This is a genomic window from Borreliella burgdorferi B31, from assembly GCF_000008685.2.
GTDB classification, from domain to species: Bacteria; Spirochaetota; Spirochaetia; order Borreliales; family Borreliaceae; genus Borreliella; species Borreliella burgdorferi.
On record NC_000953.1, the window covers coordinates 13704 to 30885 of the forward strand.

General features: G+C 27.0%; 22 protein-coding genes. 20 read left to right on the forward strand and 2 right to left on the reverse strand.

Annotated elements, in window-relative coordinates; all coding sequences use genetic code 11:
- Positions 1–5 precede the first annotated feature (5 nt).
- The 8 genes from BB_RS07000 (at position 6) to BB_RS07035 (ending at position 3948) form a co-directional block, all read left to right on the forward strand.
- Positions 6–611, forward strand: a complete 606-nt coding sequence (locus BB_RS07000) for a DUF735 family protein (protein ID WP_002658699.1) — start codon at positions 6–8, stop codon at positions 609–611.
- A gap of 9 nt (positions 612–620) precedes the next feature.
- Complete coding sequence (locus tag BB_RS07005; RefSeq protein ID WP_010883727.1) at positions 621–1436, forward strand: DUF685 domain-containing protein; 816 nt, start codon at positions 621–623, stop codon at positions 1434–1436.
- A 75-nt stretch (positions 1437–1511) separates the two neighbouring features.
- A complete protein-coding gene (blyA, locus tag BB_RS07010; RefSeq protein WP_002658481.1) occupies positions 1512–1715 on the forward strand; it encodes a holin BlyA in 204 nt (67 codons plus the stop codon).
- Positions 1716–1718: 3 nt separating this feature from the next.
- Positions 1719–2066 carry a BlyB family putative holin accessory protein gene (locus tag BB_RS07015; RefSeq protein WP_010883868.1) on the forward strand — a complete coding sequence of 116 codons (348 nt, stop codon included), beginning with the start codon at positions 1719–1721 and terminating at the stop codon, positions 2064–2066.
- The gene (locus tag BB_RS07020; RefSeq protein WP_002658486.1) at positions 2056–2391 is read left to right on the forward strand and encodes a BlyB family putative holin accessory protein; all 336 of its coding nucleotides are present in this window, start codon (positions 2056–2058) and stop codon (positions 2389–2391) included. The genes BB_RS07015 and BB_RS07020 overlap by 11 nt, the downstream gene beginning before the upstream one ends.
- A complete protein-coding gene (locus tag BB_RS07025) occupies positions 2384–2737 on the forward strand; it encodes a BBA14 family lipoprotein (RefSeq protein WP_010883869.1) in 354 nt (117 codons plus the stop codon). The genes BB_RS07020 and BB_RS07025 overlap by 8 nt, the downstream gene beginning before the upstream one ends.
- A gap of 104 nt (positions 2738–2841) precedes the next feature.
- The gene (bdr, locus tag BB_RS07030; protein WP_010883870.1) at positions 2842–3396 is read left to right on the forward strand and encodes a Bdr family repetitive protein; all 555 of its coding nucleotides are present in this window, start codon (positions 2842–2844) and stop codon (positions 3394–3396) included.
- A 105-nt stretch (positions 3397–3501) separates the two neighbouring features.
- Positions 3502–3948 (forward strand): Mlp family lipoprotein, encoded by a 447-nt coding sequence (locus BB_RS07035; RefSeq protein WP_010883871.1) that lies wholly within the window; start codon positions 3502–3504, stop codon positions 3946–3948.
- A gap of 36 nt (positions 3949–3984) precedes the next feature.
- Here BB_RS07035 and BB_RS07040 read toward each other — a convergent pair whose 3' ends face one another.
- Positions 3985–4998, reverse strand: a complete 1014-nt coding sequence (locus BB_RS07040) for an ERF family protein (RefSeq protein ID WP_010883872.1) — start codon at positions 4996–4998, stop codon at positions 3985–3987.
- 389 nt (positions 4999–5387) lie between these two features.
- On the opposite strand from BB_RS07040, the gene BB_RS07045 reads away from it, so the two are divergent.
- From BB_RS07045 to BB_RS07075, 7 genes are all read left to right on the forward strand, one after another.
- Positions 5388–6485: a plasmid maintenance protein gene (locus BB_RS07045; RefSeq protein ID WP_010883859.1), complete on the forward strand. Its 1098-nt coding sequence runs from the start codon at positions 5388–5390 to the stop codon at positions 6483–6485.
- A gap of 9 nt (positions 6486–6494) precedes the next feature.
- Complete coding sequence (locus tag BB_RS07050) at positions 6495–7061, forward strand: DUF226 domain-containing protein (protein WP_010883860.1); 567 nt, start codon at positions 6495–6497, stop codon at positions 7059–7061.
- Entirely contained in the window at positions 7037–7777 is a 741-nt protein-coding gene (locus BB_RS07055; RefSeq protein WP_010883861.1) for a ParA family protein, read from the forward strand. The genes BB_RS07050 and BB_RS07055 overlap by 25 nt, the downstream gene beginning before the upstream one ends.
- Before the next feature lie 59 nt (positions 7778–7836).
- The gene (locus tag BB_RS07060) at positions 7837–8397 is read left to right on the forward strand and encodes a chromosome replication/partitioning protein (protein WP_010257492.1); all 561 of its coding nucleotides are present in this window, start codon (positions 7837–7839) and stop codon (positions 8395–8397) included.
- 12 nt (positions 8398–8409) lie between these two features.
- On the forward strand, positions 8410–8988 hold the full coding sequence (gene bdr / locus BB_RS07065) for a Bdr family repetitive protein (protein ID WP_010883862.1): 579 nt from the start codon (positions 8410–8412) through the stop codon (positions 8986–8988).
- 674 nt (positions 8989–9662) lie between these two features.
- Complete coding sequence (locus BB_RS07070; RefSeq protein ID WP_010883863.1) at positions 9663–10988, forward strand: DUF244 domain-containing protein; 1326 nt, start codon at positions 9663–9665, stop codon at positions 10986–10988.
- 52 nt (positions 10989–11040) lie between these two features.
- On the forward strand, positions 11041–11466 hold the full coding sequence (locus tag BB_RS07075) for a DUF261 domain-containing protein (protein ID WP_010883833.1): 426 nt from the start codon (positions 11041–11043) through the stop codon (positions 11464–11466).
- A gap of 5 nt (positions 11467–11471) precedes the next feature.
- On the opposite strand, the gene BB_RS07080 is transcribed toward BB_RS07075, so the two are convergent.
- Complete coding sequence (locus tag BB_RS07080; RefSeq protein WP_010883864.1) at positions 11472–12248, reverse strand: site-specific integrase; 777 nt, start codon at positions 12246–12248, stop codon at positions 11472–11474.
- Between the two features lie 418 nt (positions 12249–12666).
- Here BB_RS07080 and erpA point away from each other — a divergent pair, with 418 nt between their 5' ends.
- The 5 genes from erpA (at position 12667) to BB_RS07105 (ending at position 17182) form a co-directional block, all read left to right on the forward strand.
- On the forward strand, positions 12667–13200 hold the full coding sequence (gene erpA, locus BB_RS07085; RefSeq protein WP_010883723.1) for a plasminogen-binding protein ErpA: 534 nt from the start codon (positions 12667–12669) through the stop codon (positions 13198–13200).
- 27 nt (positions 13201–13227) lie between these two features.
- On the forward strand, positions 13228–14364 hold the full coding sequence (locus tag BB_RS07090; RefSeq protein ID WP_010883724.1) for an ErpB: 1137 nt from the start codon (positions 13228–13230) through the stop codon (positions 14362–14364).
- 183 nt (positions 14365–14547) lie between these two features.
- The gene (locus BB_RS07095; protein WP_010257458.1) at positions 14548–15087 is read left to right on the forward strand and encodes a DUF643 domain-containing protein; all 540 of its coding nucleotides are present in this window, start codon (positions 14548–14550) and stop codon (positions 15085–15087) included.
- A gap of 179 nt (positions 15088–15266) precedes the next feature.
- Positions 15267–15833 (forward strand): DUF603 domain-containing protein, encoded by a 567-nt coding sequence (locus BB_RS07100; protein WP_010883742.1) that lies wholly within the window; start codon positions 15267–15269, stop codon positions 15831–15833.
- Complete coding sequence (locus BB_RS07105; RefSeq protein WP_010883866.1) at positions 15830–17182, forward strand: PBSX family phage terminase large subunit; 1353 nt, start codon at positions 15830–15832, stop codon at positions 17180–17182. The genes BB_RS07100 and BB_RS07105 overlap by 4 nt, the downstream gene beginning before the upstream one ends.

A 17182-nucleotide genomic window follows, 5' to 3' on the forward strand; every position in this document is an offset into this window, starting at 1 on the left:
CAAATATGAAAATACCCAATCTTTTCAAAAACACCGAAATTCATAAATTTATACGTACAGAAACAGAATATGCACAAGCATTGCTTAATGAACTTAAGTCCCTTAATTCCAACTTCATATCCATTAATGTAATAGAAAATATAAAATCAAGATATATTGCAATATGGATATCTCAAGTTTTATCTATCTTTTATGCAAAAACTCAAACTTTACAAAGTATTACAAGCAATATTAATAGTGTTATTTTTGCTTTACGTCATATTGGCACTGACGAGTCATTTAGACTGATTTTCAAGACCTTTTTAAATGTGGACATTGAAGTTACTACTCCTGAAGCTGGGGTTATTGATATCTCTTTAAAAGGGGTAATAAAAACAAACTTTACTACATTTATTTCGCCTAGCACTAAGAAAGGAAAACGACTAAAAAAGATAATTCTTAGAGAAAAGAAGCCGGGATATGCTGCATCTAAAAAGGCTTTAGTATTCAACTCACTTCCTAAGGGCTATGATCATTCAATTTATGCTTTTATTAAGAGAATTATTCCTATTGGTAGAGTTCTCAAAATTAATAATACAGATGGTAACAATATTATAACTTTTAACAACTAAGGAGGTTTTATGGCTGATGATCAAGAAAAATTACTAATTGATGAAGAAGAAACGGTTCAAATAAAAGATTTAAATAAGGTTACGACCGTTAACGATACTGATCTTTTACTGCTTGATGATGGAGCTGCAAGCAGTAATGCTATCACCTTTAAAAACTTTTTAGATGCTTCTAAAGACAAAATATTTAAAGGAGAGGGATTAGACTATTTTAAGCAGATAATTAAGTCTACAATTGCCGAAGAACTTGCAGCTGATAAAGATTTTGTAGAAAAAATTTATGCTAAAATAACGGACAAATTAATTAACAACGATTCTACTAATATTTCTAACCTTTTTAGTAAAATTAAATCACGCCTTACAGATAGCATATCATCAGCCACTTTATCTAGAAGTGATCATCTTTTGATAATGCCTTCATCAGATACTATTCAAAAAACACCCGTTCCTAAACATATACTTGGAGTACCATCAAATCTTGCTTATGGCAGCATAACTAGAAGTACTACACTTTATCCTTCTGACTATGAGAATAACGCGATATTTATTAATATGGAAGACAATGATGATGTAACTCTTATTTTTTCTAAAAGTTACGATAATTCTCCCGTTTATCTTGATATTGAAATTCAAGTAAAAATCAATGATAATAGGATGCAGAAAAAATCATTAAAACTTCAGTATTCTGATGAAACTACATACAATAGGGTTTATGAAATTGCGGGCCCCCGCGGACTATTCACCAGAATTCCCATTTATAAAGGATGGTATGTCCAAAAAAGAGCCTCCTTGTATGGAGATCCAGTCCCAGATCTTTTAAAACTGTAAACTTTTTAGCAAAAATTATGATTTTGGTATATAATATACGTATAAAAATAAAAAATTAAAATGAAGGATTAAAAAATGGATACTATTAAATTAACCGAACTTCTTATCAATTTAAACGAAATTAAACTTATAGCGGTAATGATTTTTGTAACAGTGCTGGTTTTAGGAGTATTAATTCTTCTCAAGCCTTTACTAAAAGACATATTGACTATTGTAATAGGCAAGATTTTTAAGAATGGTAATGGTAATGGCAAAAATCACATTAAAAAAAGAGATTAACTTATGAAATTATCCAAAGATAATGTTGAGCTTGGACTTACGTCTTTATCAACCCTTATTGATATATTTTCTAAATTTGAAGATGAATTTGATGAAATTGCACATAAAGGATTCTTTTTGGTTTATGAGCTGTATTCTCATTATAAATTAATCTATACAGCAAATATGGAAAGACTTGAGAGTGCATTAACCCCAGCAATAAATGCGGCACTCGCTCCATTAAATGAAAAAATCAATCAATGCATTGACTTAGTTAATTCTGATGAAAAAAATCTCAAAATATCTAATGATCTGAAATTCAATCAGGAAGGAAAACCTATCTATAAGGAAAGAACAAATAATGCAAAATAACACTATTGGTTTAGGACTTAATTTACTATCCAGCTTAACTAACATAGCTAAAACTGATACAAACATAGATCATAATTACATTAATACTTTTAGTAAAGTAATAGATTTTTTCTACAAAACATATATAAGCACACTAAAATCTATGGAAACAGCTGAGTCAACTAAAATATTTGAAGAAATACAAGACATTTTAAAATACAACATTGAGATAATAGAGGCTATCTCTACTGACAAAAGCAAAAGAATTATCACTTCACTTAAAGCAACACGTAACAAAATCATGAAAGAATATATCAAAATACTTAAAAGAGGTGAAAATGCTTAAAAGATTGCATTGTCTGCTAATTGTTTTGTTACTATGTTGCACCACTATTGCCAACCTACCAGAAGAGCCAAAACCGCCAATTATTCCAACACTAAAATCTTTAGCTAAATATGAAACACAACTTTCAGAGTATGTTATGTACCTAGTAACATTTTTAGCTAAAACAAAAGTCAAAGTTAATGACCCAAATTATCCAGAATATCCTTATCCAGATTTATCAACACTAAAAGACGAACACTCCATAACTGCTGTAAAACATAATATCAACATATATTTAGAGTACATTAAAAAAACAAAACCAATAGCGGAAAAAGTCTATAATAAATATTCCCAGTTAAAAATGTAAATTACAAAAAGGTTTTTCTTGCAAGAAATTCTACTTTACATATAAAAATCTCTAAAGCCAATTAATCTAAAATAGTGTATAATATGACTATAAGGGAAAATTTTATGGAAACAGTGTCAACAAATATTGCAAGTGTAACTCAAGAACAAATATATAAAGAATTTATTAGACTGGGCATGGAACAACTAATAGCACAAGATTTATCTAAAAGATATTATCACAATGAGCTAACATATAGAGATTTAGAAAATTTAGAAAAACAATTTGATATAAAATTTGATAATCTTGTTTCTAAAATAGATGGTGTCAAAAATGAACTTAACACTAAAATTGATAATGTAGAAAAAAATTTACAAAAAGATATATCTAATTTAGATATCAAGATAGATAATGTAGAAAAGAATTTGCAAAAAGACATATCTAATTTAGATACTAAGATTGATAGTGTTAAAACCGAACTTAATACTAAGATTGATACTGTAGAAAAGAATTTAAATGCCAAAATAGATAGTGTTGAAAAGAATTTAAATGCCAAAATAGACAATGTTGAAAAGAATTTAATGTCTCTTTCAGAAATGCTTAAATGGGTATTGGGAATTATGGGAGCAATGTCTATAACAATGATAGCAGGGCTAATATTTGCTTTTATTTCCAAATAGCTACCACCTCACTTAAAACATATCAATTCAAATAATAATTGTTTATCCAATATTTAGTATTAATACTTAGTTAAGTGAATATTAATAATAAAAAAAGGAGTAACAATGAAAATCATCAACATATTATTTTGTTTATTTTTACTAATGCTAAACGGCTGTAATTCTAATGATAATGACACTTTAAAAAACAATGCCCAACAAACAAAAAGCCGGAGAAAACGTGATTTAACCCAAAAAGAAGTAACACAAGAAAAACCTAAATCTAAAGAAGAACTACTTAGAGAAAAGCTAAATGATGATCAAAAAACACAACTTGACTGGTTAAAAACCGCTTTAACTGATGCTGGAGAATTTGATAAATTTTTAGAAAACAATGAAGATAAAATAAAATCTGCACTTGATCATATAAAAAGTGAACTTGATAAATGCAATGGAAAAGAAAATGGGGATGTTCAGAAAAATACATTTAAACAAGTAGTTCAGGGAGCTCTTAAAGGGGGAATAGATGGCTTTGGTGCAAGCAATGCAACTACTACATGCAACGGTTCCTAATAGCTATTAGCCCCCTATTTGGGGGCTTTAATCTTGCTATGCTGCAAATATCTCATCAAACCGTTCGTATTCTTTTAAGATACTAAAGAATATTAATGGACTAGGGCCATAAATAGGCCTCTTAAGCCCCATAAACCTTTCAAAATCTTGTAAATCCTTTAATCTATTATTTTTCTTGAAATAGTTTTTTATAATCTCGGCCCAATAGTTTATGCTTTTAAAATCACTATTTTTCTCAAAATACGAGATTAAATCAGATTCAATTTTCTTGATATCATCAAAATTATTGGGGTCTATATTCTGAATAAAGCTTATTTTTTGAATAATTGAGTTTATATTATCTTTTGTTGTAGGGCTATTTACCCAGTCTTTTATATTAGACAAAGCTTCTTTAAAAACACCGTAATAATAAAGCCTATCTTTTTTTTGTTCTTGCTTAATATCTCTTTTCTGGTTTTGAATAGTGTTATTTTTTTGAATTTGATTAATCTCTTGTTTTTGTTCTCTTTTTTGTTCTTGCTTTTGATTAACACTAACTTGCTTGCTAGACATAGAATTTTCGTTTTCGTGGTTATTGTAAATAGGAGCTGCATCAGTATCTATTTCACTTTCTATACCAAGAGCTGCAACTAAAGCATACCTTTTGACATAAGTAATGCCTGAACCAAACATCTGATACACTGTATTTGTAACTTTAGACCCATTTTCATTGTTCCATTGTAAATTTTCTGTAGGAATTCGCGTATCAAAAGAAAATTCATATCCAGTACTTGTACTGTAGAATGTAGTCCTAATATAATCAACTATGCCATATTGACCCTCTATAGAAATTGGATATTGCTCAATATCAAGCTCCAAATTGTGCTTTTTAATAACATTTTTAATTTCTCTAACTATTTCATTGAAATTTTGATATTTATATCCATATCCTTTAAGACTTTTGTCAATCCCTGGTAAATTCATTTTTAGGGTTTTCATATCTTTTCTGAAGCTTATTTTTGCTTGAATATTATTTTGTATTTCTTGATTATTGTTTGAAAGATTTTCCATCTTTTTCCTCCTTGTTTGTATTAATAAATATAAGTATATAGCAAAAACTATTTTTGCCAACTTTTTTACAAAAATTTTTACAAAAAAAATAGGGCTTAGCTAAATTCTCTATTATCTACTAAAGAAATTAGTTAAGCCCGTGCTAAAAATTTTTTTGCAAATTCAAACAAGGTAGTTAAAACTGAAAAATGTTCAAATAACTACGCTGTTTGTAGTGTAGCCCAATTTTAAATTAAAATCAATTTATATTTTCACTGAATTAAAAATTTCTATATTAATTTAACAAAATTAATAATTAAAATTTAATATTTTTTTAGAAAAGTATTTACTTTTAAATCAAAATTTTGCATTATAATAGTAATTATTAATAATTCAAACAAGGAGAAAATATGAAAGGTTTTCTAAATAATGCGAAAAGTCCAACTTGCTACAACAAACACCAACACAAATTAATATCTCTTACTTCAACACTAGATTATCTAAACAAAAAAGACAAGAAATACACGCAACAAAACATACTCTATTACTTTAATGAAAATTTAAAAAGAAATGGGCTAGCTCCCACTACACTAAGAACAATGCAAAATTATCTTTACAAATTAGAAAAAGTATTAAAAGTCACAACTAATTACTACCAACACTTAGGTGTAAATTGTGGAACTGAAATTTACTATAAGCTAAAGTATCCTAAAAAAGAATGTTACCAGAAAATCAACAAGTACTTTAAAGAACGAAAAAACTCTAGATTTAAATCTAGAGTTAATAAACATTTAAAAGACAATGTTTCTAAAAATGGTAGTGTAAATTCAGTGGAGTGTTTAAGTAATAAAAATAATATAAAAGAAGAAAGAAAGATTAAAGAAATAGAAAAATATCAACTAAGAAATTATTTCAATAATTGTAACTTTAAAACGGAAGAAGCTCTTTCTATTTTGTATTTAAATATTGATAAAGATACTAAGATTGAGGCAATAAATATCTTAAAACAAAATGAAATTGCCCTAATAAAAAAATTCAATATAAAAAAATCTTGCATGAAAGAAAAACAAAAAAAATTAAAAGAAATTCTATACAACACTAGGAAAAAATTAGAAGAAAACGGGTACAATCCTAAACAATTAGAAATAAATTTACAAAAAGTATACGAAAATTACAAATATAAGCCCCATTTTATTATTGAAAATCATAAATATAGCGATTTAAACAATATAAAGCGTAAATTAGAAAAGTCGATTAAAAGAAAAAAAGAAAATTCTCAACAAAATTATCAAAATTTAAAGGAAAATATTTTCAATATCCTTATTGAACAACTAAAAAAAGAAACAAATATTGAAATTCTAAAGCCTATTGTAAAAGAATATTTGAATAACCAAAAGAAAATAGAATACAATAAAGTATTTGGTACATATCATCTTGAATTATCAGAAATAATAAAAAATGAAAAAAATTCTTTAACCACAGAAGAATTTAGCATAAAGGCCGTATAAGGATTTAACATGGAAACTGCACCAGAACCTATTGAAACTGTAAAAAAAGGTAAATGTAAAGTTGAATGCCAAAATAAAGAACGCTTTATTTTGATTGAAAAAGAAAATGGTAAAGCAATGTACCATACAAAAATAATGATGGATATTTACAAATTTGGAGTTTATGAGAAAAAACATGAATTTAGACTATCATTGAGGGCCTTATTTAATGGAGAAAGAATTGTTGAAGAAACTCATTTGTACCCAATTAAAGAAGGAGATAAGTTTATTGGTATTTTTTATGGCTACAGAAAACCAATAAAAAAGCCATTAATAAAGTATCAAATAAACGGGGCTAGAAAAGCATATGCATTAGCAAGGGCATATTATATGGAATTTAGATTTAAAGCCGGAAGTGTTTTTTGCTATTTTAAAGGGCTATATCGATTATTAGATAAAAAAAGAACAAATAATCATTACAACAAAGTTTTATTTAGTATGTTTACGGATTTAGAACAACAAGTATATAAATTTTATGGGAAAAAATACCCGGAACAAGGACCGTTAATAAAATGGATACTAAAAAACCTAAAATAATAACAATAGCGTCAATCAAGGGCGGTGTTGGGAAAAGTACGAGTTCAATAATATTTGCGACATTATTAGCTCAAAAATATAAAGTATTATTAATAGACCTAGATACTCAAGCATCTACTACCAGTTATTTTTGTAAAAAACTTGAAAATCAAAAAATTGATCTTGTCAATAAAAACATATACAGAGTATTAAAAGATACATTAGATGTAAATAATGCAATTGTAAATATTAAAGAGAATTTAGATTTAATACCAAGTTACATAACTTTGCATAAATTTTCAAATGAATTTATACCCCATCAAGAGTTGAGATTAAAAGATAGTTTAATCTTTTTAAAGCAAGATTATGATTATATAGTAGTAGATACTAATCCTAGTTTAGATTTTACTTTATCAAACGCTTTAATAACTAGCAATTGTGTAATAGTTCCAATGACGGCAGAAAAATGGGCAATAGAAAGTTTAGATTTATTAGAATTTCATATTGAAAATTTAAAAATAAAAATACCAATTTTTCTTCTTGTGACAAGGTTTAAAAAAAACAATACTCATAAAGAATTATTAAAATATGTTGAATCTAGGGAAAGATTTTTGGGATTTATTCATGAAAGAGAAGATTTAAACAAAAAAATTGCGGGCAATAATGAATTCAATATGGATAAAGACTATATTAATGAATATAAAGAAGCATTATCAAAATTTTTTGAGATATATTAAAAAATTTATTATAAAAAAAATCCAGATTCTGGACTTTTTTGAAATAAAGGAGATTTTTTATGAAAATAGAATTAAATAAAAGAATTTTGGCATCAGGGATAGATCCCGATGGTAAAAAAGAAGTGATTACCAATGAAGATAGAATTGCTCATTATAATGCTTTGAAAGATAGATTAAAGGCTAATTTTAGAAAAGAAATATATCATAAATTGGATAGCATCAAAATTTTGAAAGAAATAAAGGATAATCAATATTATAAAATTGATGGATATAAAAAATTTGACTATTTTATAAAAGATTATAAAATAGCTAGAAGTCAAGCTTATAATTACTTAAAATTAGCAACTGCGTTGCAAGAAGGAATTCTTAAAGAAGATTATTTAATAGAAAATGGCATTCATAATTCTCTTGATTTAATAAAGGATAAAGAAAGTCCAACATTAAAAAAGTCTAAACAAAATCCAATAAAACCTCTAAGATTTCAACTTAAAAATCAAGAAAGTTATGATTTTTATAAAAGCAATGCTAAATTTACGGGATTCTTGTTAGATAAATTATTTATGGATAAAAAAGAAATAATTAAAATAATTATGAAAGAATATAAACAATTAAAGGGATAATATGGAGGTTGTATGAACAATTTAGCTAACAGAACGTTTAACATAGGAAATATAAAAAACGAATTTTTAGAAATAGGATTTAGCGAAGAGGCAATAGATTTTGTTTTTCTTCATAATGATAATTATAACTTTGAGTTTTTAAAAGAGAAATTGATTAATTTAGAGAAGAATTTACAAAAAGATATATCTAATTTAGATATCAAAATAAATAATGTTAAAAACGAACTTAATGCTAAAATAGATAGTGTAGAGAAGAATTTACAAAAAGATATATCTAGTTTAGATATCAAAATAGATAGTGTAGAAAAGAATTTACAAAAAGATATATCTAGTTTAAACACCAAAATAGATAGTGTAGAAAAGAATTTACAAAAAGATATATCTAGTTTAAACACCAAAATAGATAGCGTAGAAAAGAGTTTGCAAAAAGATATATCTAATTTAAACACCAAAATAGATAGTGTAGAAAAGAGTTTGAATCAAAAACTTAGCATGGGTAACAGACTAGTACATTTTATGATAATAACAGCAGCAATTCTAGGTCCAATTTTAAATGCCCTATTTATGAGGTATTTACAATACATCAAATAATGATGTATTGTATAATTTGATTTTTAAAATGGTACATTATAATATTGATGAAGAGTATTATTAATTAACACTTAATTTTTGCTTTTTCATAAAGTAGAACTTATTTAAATTTTTTAACAAGATAACTTAAATAAGTTCTTTTATTTTAACAAATACAAATTGATTTTAATTCTAAATTGGACTATACTCAATTATTGAAAAGCTTTTTAAAATTATTTTAATAAGTGAATTCGGTTAAACCCTAGCTTTATTAAGTTCTTTAACAAGAGAATTTAATAAAGCTTTTATTAATTATAATAATTTCTGTAAAAAGTTGGCAAAAAACAATTTATAATATTATTATAAATATTATAGGAGGGATATGTTATTATAAATCCGATTTAGTTTGGGCTTAACTAAGTTCTTTTGTTTGAGAATATAGTTAAGCTCTTTTTTTTATAAAAATTGTTATAAAAAGTTGGTAAAAATAGTTTTTGTTATATATATGTATGTGAATAGCTAAAAAAGTGTATTGCTATCAAAACAATCCAATTAAGTTGGGTTTAGCTAAGTTCTTAGACAAGAGAATTTAAATAAGCCCAACTATTTTTTTTGTAAAGATTTTTGTAAAAAAGTTGGCAAAAATAGTTTTTGCTATATACTTATATTTATTAATACAAACAAGGAGGAAAAAGATGGAAAATCTTTCAAACAATAATAATCCACAAGAAAATATTCAAGGAGAGCTCAAAATGATAAGTATTAATCAACAAAGTTTTACTGGTTGTGAAATATTTGAGGAAAAATCTTCTCCCATTAAAGAAAAAAGTAAATTAAGTAAGATAGGCAAGAAATTGCCAGGAATAAGTAGTCAAGAATGTTTTAGATTTAATCGCAATATTGATTTTAGTGTGCAAAGAAACAAGTTAGATAAATACGGTGCTAGTGAAGTAGGCAATATTCTTGTTGGTGGTGCGGGGCTGAAAGATTTAATGATAAACAGAGTGCTTAAATATTTTAATATGAGTCTACCTTTTGAAGAAAATTTATATATGCTCAAGGGCAAAGAGTTAGAGAATTTAGGATTTAGAGAGTTTGTTAAAGCATACGGTGATAATATTGATATTTTATATAAAAATAAATATGCCAACGGAGTTGATAAGTATAATTATTTCAAAAAAATGGGCAGTTCAGAAACTTTAGTGGGCTCAACAATTGATGGCTGGTTTATTAATAATAATGGCGATTTAGAACTATTAGAGATTAAAAGTAGCGACTCTAATTATATGAGTAGTGCTATTGCTGAGTACAATAAAAATGGCAATTTTTTAAGCAGTAAATATTTTTTCAAATATTATGTACAAGCACAAATGCAGCTAGCATGCACTGGGCTTGAGTATTGTAATTTGTTCTTTTTAATAGATGCTGCACCAATTAACTGTAAGATTAAAAGAGATGAGGCCTTAATATCAAAAGTGTTTGAATTTGTTAATAAATGTGAATTAGAAATTATAAATTTGAAAAAAGATATTTATAGTAACTATAGAGAGGAATACTTAATGGCACATAATTTTAACGAGGATACGTTTATAAAACTTGTTGAAGATTTAGTAGAAAGGAGTGATTTTTATAGTTCTGGAGTTGAGTTTGATTGGGCAAGAGAATTTATAGAATATGTTGATTGTACAGACCTTGAAATTAAGGATAATCAATCTGCTGAAAATCTTGCGTATGATTTAATGGAGATTGATAGTCTACAAAAAGAATTAAATAGAATCCAAAACGAAAATAAAAAAAGAGAAAAGCCCATTAAAGATAGGTTGAAGATGCTAATTTACAATATTACAAATACATATCCACTAATTGAGCAGCTAAATTATAAATTTGGAGAGTTTGTGTTTACTCTTGACCCTAAGAAAAGGGCAATATCAGATAGATTGAAGGGACTACTACCAACAAGTGGTACAGTATTTTTCCCTAGCAATATAGCATTTACAAATAGTGTTAGTGTCCCCATGTGAATGGGTGCACTAAAAAATTAAAAAAATAAATTTAATATAGGAGGATTAATTAATGCTTATTAATAAAATAAAACAAGATAATAGAACTTTAAGACCGGAGATACAAAAATGGGGTTGTTACTTTTTGTGTCTACATTATTATACAAGCCTATTTAAGAAACGTGAATTTAATGCTTATGAGATAAATGCAGCGTATTATAGATTTATAGGACTTGGATACATTAAGAGTAATTGTTTTATTATAAATCCATGTATGATACTTAATTATTACGGAATTAGAAGTAGCGTGAGATATGAATCTTTAAATTATTTAGGTGCAGCCAATGAATTTGAAATAAGTGAAGTTAAAATCGATAAGGTTAATGGATATCACTTTATAGCAACAAAAAATAAAGAAATATTATATGATTCACTTGACTTGAAGCCTCGTGGGAAAATATTTAAAGTAACTTCAAAGCGTATATTTAGACTAAAGTAGTTTTTTTAAAGTTTAAGGTTATTTTTCATGCATTTATAAGCGTGAATTTTGTTAGCAGCAGAGAGGCCGTAGATATTATCAATTTCGGAAGTTGAATGATATTTCATAAGTTCTTTAATTTGGAAAGAATTATAACCATTAGATTTTAAATATGAAATAAACAAATTTCTAAATAAATGGAGAGATTTATTGGCACGAAATCCTGATTTTTTGAGAAGATTTTTAAATTTTCTAGAAATATTGATAATATCAATTTGGTTATCTTTAAATTTATGTTTGGTTTTTTGGAAAAGATAAGTACGCCGTGAGTCAAGATTTTTTTCGTTAAAATAATTTTCGTGAGCTTTTTGAATAGCCTCAAATTCTTCAGATTTGATGACAATTTCTCTAATACAAGTGACATTTCTTTTTTTAGCTATATTAACTTTTATATTGTAAAAAGTTTCTCCAGTTTTGTTTAATAGAGGAGTAATATCTTGCATTTTTACTTTTTGAATTTCGGCCCCCCTACACCCACTTATTGCGAGTAGATGTAGAAACCAACCAGAAATAGGGTCAATTTTTTTTAATGTTTTAACGCATTTTTCAATTATTTTGATAGCTTTTGGGGTCAAATAAAACTTAGGAGTTGGTTTTGAAGCTTTTTTAGTAGGCTTAGAAGAAATTTTTAGTGAATTTTTAAGAATTTTATTTTCATTTAGCACATTTTGATAATCTTGAAATAGTTTGAGCATAAAATCCATGTTGAAATTATTTAAATTAAAATAATTATTAGTGTTCATAAAATCCTCTCCTTGAAGGTGTTACTTTTAAATTAAGTAAAAGTAATAAAAATAGATAAAAATAGTAATTTATATTGTACCAAAAACGAAAAATTTTAGTCAAATTTTGTGAGTTCTCATTGCATGAGAAATTTGGGTTGTAGGGAGGCTGTTATAAATAGAATGGGCATTTTCTGAGGGTGTCGGCTAAGAAAGACTACATACTTTAGCTAATATATAGCAAAGACTTTGAAATTTAATTTGTATGTGTTTTATAGTCTTTTGTAATGAGTAGTGCATTTGCAATGGAGAGATTTTGGGGAGTTGTTTAAAATTACATTTGCGTTTTGTTAAAATGTAACAGCTGAATGTAACAAAATTATATATTTAAATCTTTGAAATATTGCATTTATTATGTATTGTGGTATGATTAGGACTTATGGAGAAATTTATGAATAAGAAAATGAAAATGTTTATTATTTGTGCTGTTTTTATACTTATAGGTGCTTGCAAGATTCATACTTCATATGATGAGCAAAGCAATGGAGAGGTAAAGGTCAAAAAAATAGAATTCTCTGAATTTACTGTAAAAATTAAAAATAAGAATAATAGTAATAACTGGGCAGACTTAGGAGATTTAGTTGTAAGAAAAGAAAAAGATGGTATTGAAACGGGTTTAAACGCTGGGGGACATTCGGCTACATTCTTTTCATTAGAAGAGGAAGAAATTAATAACTTTATAAAAGCAATGACTGAAGGTGGATCATTTAAAACTAGTTTGTATTATGGATATAATGACGAAGAAAGTGATAAAAATGTCATTAAGAATAAAGAGATAAAAACAAAGATAGAAAAAATTAATGATACTGAATATATTACATTTTTAGGAGATAAAATTAATAACAGTGCGGGGGGAGACAAAATAGCTGAATATGCAATATCACTAGAAGAGCTTAAAAGAAATTTAAAATAGAAGTTAGAAATATAGGAGAGAGCGTATATGAATAAAAAAACAATTATTATTTGTGCAGTTTTTGCGCTGATACTTTCTTGTAAGAATTATGCAATTAAAGATTTAGAACAAAATGCAAAAGGGAAAATTAAAGGATTTATAGATAAGGCTTTGGATCCAGCAAAAGATAAAATTACTTCAAGTAGTTCAAAAGTAGATGAATTAGCAAGAAAATTACAAGAAGAAGATAAAATAAAGGGTGTAGAAGAAAACAATAAAGATGAATTAATGCAGGGTGATGATCCTAATAGTGGTGTAATAAATTCGTCACCAGTATTGCCAGAAAATAGTCAAGATAATACACCAATATTAAAAGCAGCGGAACAAAGTGATGGTCAACAAGAAGAGAAAGTGAAAAAAGTAGAAGAATCCGAAGCTAAAGTTGAGGGAAAAGAAGAAAAACAAGAGAATACAGAAGAACGAAACAAACAAGAATTAGCTAAACAAGAAGAAGAACAACAAAAACGAAAAGCAGAACAAGAAAAACAAAAAAGAGAAGAAGAGCAAGAAAGACAAAAAAGAGAAGAAGAGCAAGAAAGAAAAGCTAAGGCAGAAAAAGAAGCTAAAGAAAAAGCAGAAAGACAAAAACAAGAAGAACAACAAAAACGAAAAGCAGAAAAAGAAAGAGAAGAACAACGAAAAGAGGCAGAAAAAAGGCAAGTTGATAACGAAATTAGAACACTTACAGGCAAAATAGATGAAATCAATAGAAATATTGATGTTATAAAAGAGCAAACTAGTGTGGGGGCACAAGGTGTTATAGATAGAATTACAGGGCCTGTATATGATGATTTTACTGATGGGAATAAAGCTATATACAAAACTTGGGGGGATTTGGAAGATGATAACGACGAAGGATTAGGAAAGCTATTAAAAGAATTGAGTGATACTAGACATAATTTAAGAACCAAATTAAATGAGGGTAATAAAGCATATATTATTGATACTAGAAGCACTGAACCCCAATTAAAAGAAAATGTAAGTGTTAGCGAAATTAAATCAGACTTAGATGAACTAAAATCAAAATTAGAAGAAGTTAAAGAATATCTTGAAGATAAAGATAATTTTGAAGAAATTAAAGAATACGTTGCTGGTAGTGAGGATAATTATGATGAAGAAGATTAATTTTAGATATAACTAAATTTTGTATACACAAAATAACAACTAGTAAAAAAATGACTAGTTGTTATTTTTTTGTAGATTTCATTGTTATAAATATAGAAATGTTTTCTATCAAAACTTTCATTCAAAAAATGCCAAAAACTATTGCTCAAAATATTGTTTATTTATATACTCTCTAGAGTTATGATGAATATAAATGAGATTTCAGATTTTTATGATAATTTATATAAGAAAACAAAAAAAGAAATAGATAAACTTATAAACAAGCTCTATTTAACTAGCCAAATAACTCTAAAGCAAAAAAGACAAATATACAGTGCTGTTGAAAAAATGCAAAAGTACGTAATAAAAACCGGAAAAAGTGTTTTTTTAGAATCGGAAAAAGAATTTGTTAAAGACACTTTGAAAAGAAAAAATCTAACAAAAAAATTTCAAAGTTTCAAAGTTGATTTTAGCTACAAGGAAGGAATGCTAGAAAAATGTTTAGAAAGATTAGGAGAAGATAAATCTATCGAATTTTTGATTTTTGTTTGCCAAATTCTTAATGGGATAAGAGAAAAAGTATCAGAATTAGACTTTCAAATAGATGCGATTAAAGAATTTAGAGATATTTTATTTTTGAGTATACACTATTATGATAAAAGACTTTTCACCAGTAAGAATCTTATGAATGAAATGAAATACTTTTTCGAAAAAGTAGAGTTAATTTATAGTTATATGCAATAAATTAGTGAACTGCTATTTCTAAATCAAAAATTATAGAAATAGCAGCGAACTAAATCAATAAAAGCTAACAGATATTCCCTGTTAAATATCAAGAAGTTATCAGTTTATGTTAACAATTAACAAATTGCTTTACTATTTAGAGTAACAAATTGTTACTTTTGTTATTTTAGAGGATTTTTTTGAAAAAAGTTAAAAGATCTTTTGATGATTATGTTGCATATTTTAGAGAAGGATCGTTAAGTGATGTAGAAATAGCGAAGAAATTAGGAGTTTCTAAAGTAAATGTGTGGAGAATGAGACAAAAGTGGGAAAGTGGAGAAAGTGTTGTTAACGGGGACTCTAGAGTAACAATTAGTGAAGATACTTTTGAACACCTTTTGTCGCAAACCTTTAGATCAGAAGTTAACGCTAGGAAAGTTAGAAGCGAATTGGATGTAGAGCGGTCTAATTTAGAATTAGGATTTATAAATGCATTTAAGCAATATTCTAGTGTTGAGCTTTTTAGTATGCATACTAAAATAGAAAATTTAAGAGCCGAAATTGACGCTTTAAATAAAGCAAGTAGTAAAAAAAACAAGCAAGTTGTTAATGGAGAAATTAATTCTTTAAAAAGCGAGCTTGATGAATATATAAAAGAGTGTTCAATAAGAGAAATGGAGCTTTACTATGAATGTATGAAAAAACTTGCTACGGTTAATGGAGCTGAAAGCAAAAGTAACTACAAAAATAGTAAAGGGCACAAGTGAACTTATATCAAACAAAACTTTTTACAACACTACAAAAGGAATACAAAAATAAATATGGAGTTGATATATCACAATTTGTAAAGCTAACAAATTCTTCAATTAATTTTGATAAGTTTGAAGAAGAACAGTTAACTTTAAAACAAAAAAATGTGATAAAAAGCATTAAAAAGAATAATGAAAAGAAGATTATACTCAGCGGAGGCATAGCTAGTGGCAAAACGTATCTTGCATGTTATCTTTTTCTAAAAAGTTTAATTGAAAATAAAAAGTTATACTCTAGTGATACTAATAATTTCATTATAGGGAATTCACAACGTTCAGTTGAAGTTAATGTTTTGGGGCAATTTGAAAAGCTATGTAAACTTCTTAAAATTCCTTATATTCCAAGACATACAAATAATTCATATATTCTGATTGATTCACTACGTATTAATCTATATGGAGGAGATAAGGCAAGTGATTTTGAAAGATTTAGGGGAAGTAATTCGGCACTTATTTTTGTTAATGAGGCTACAACTTTACACAAGCAAACTTTAGAGGAAGTCTTAAAAAGACTAAGATGCGGGCAAGAAACTATTATTTTTGATACTAATCCTGATCATCCAGAACACTATTTTAAAACCGATTATATTGATAATATAGCGACCTTTAAGACATATAAGTTTACAACTTATGATAATGTGCTACTTAGTAAAGGATTTGTCGAAACACAAGAAAAGCTATATAAAGATATACCATCATATAAAGCAAGAGTTTTGTTAGGTGAGTGGATAGCAAGCACTGATTCAATTTTTACACAAATAAATATTACTGATGATTATGTATTTACTAGCCCGATAGCATATTTAGACCCAGCATTTAGTGTTGGAGGGGATAACACTGCATTATGTGTTATGGAGCGAGTTGATGATAAGTATTATGCTTTTGTATTTCAAGACCAAAGACCAGCTAATGATCCTTATATTATGAATATGGTAAAGACTGTTATAGAAAATTTCAATGTGCATACACTGTATTTAGAGGATAGAGATAATACAAAAGGTGCTGGTGGATTGACCCGTGAATACATCTTGCTAAGAAGTAATATAAGCCAATATTTTAGAATTGTTCCAGTTAAGCCAAAGTCTAATAAATTTAGCAGAATAACAACGTTAATTACGCCGTTTACTTACAAAAAACTTTATATTACAAAGTACAGTAGTTCTTCCGTATTTAATGATATTTATTCGTATAAGGGGGATAATAAAACCCATGATGACGCTCTTGATGCAATATCTGCAGCATATTTGATGTTGTCTTTAGGATATAGAGAGCGAAGTGTTCACTTTGGCAATCAAAGATTTTTGTAA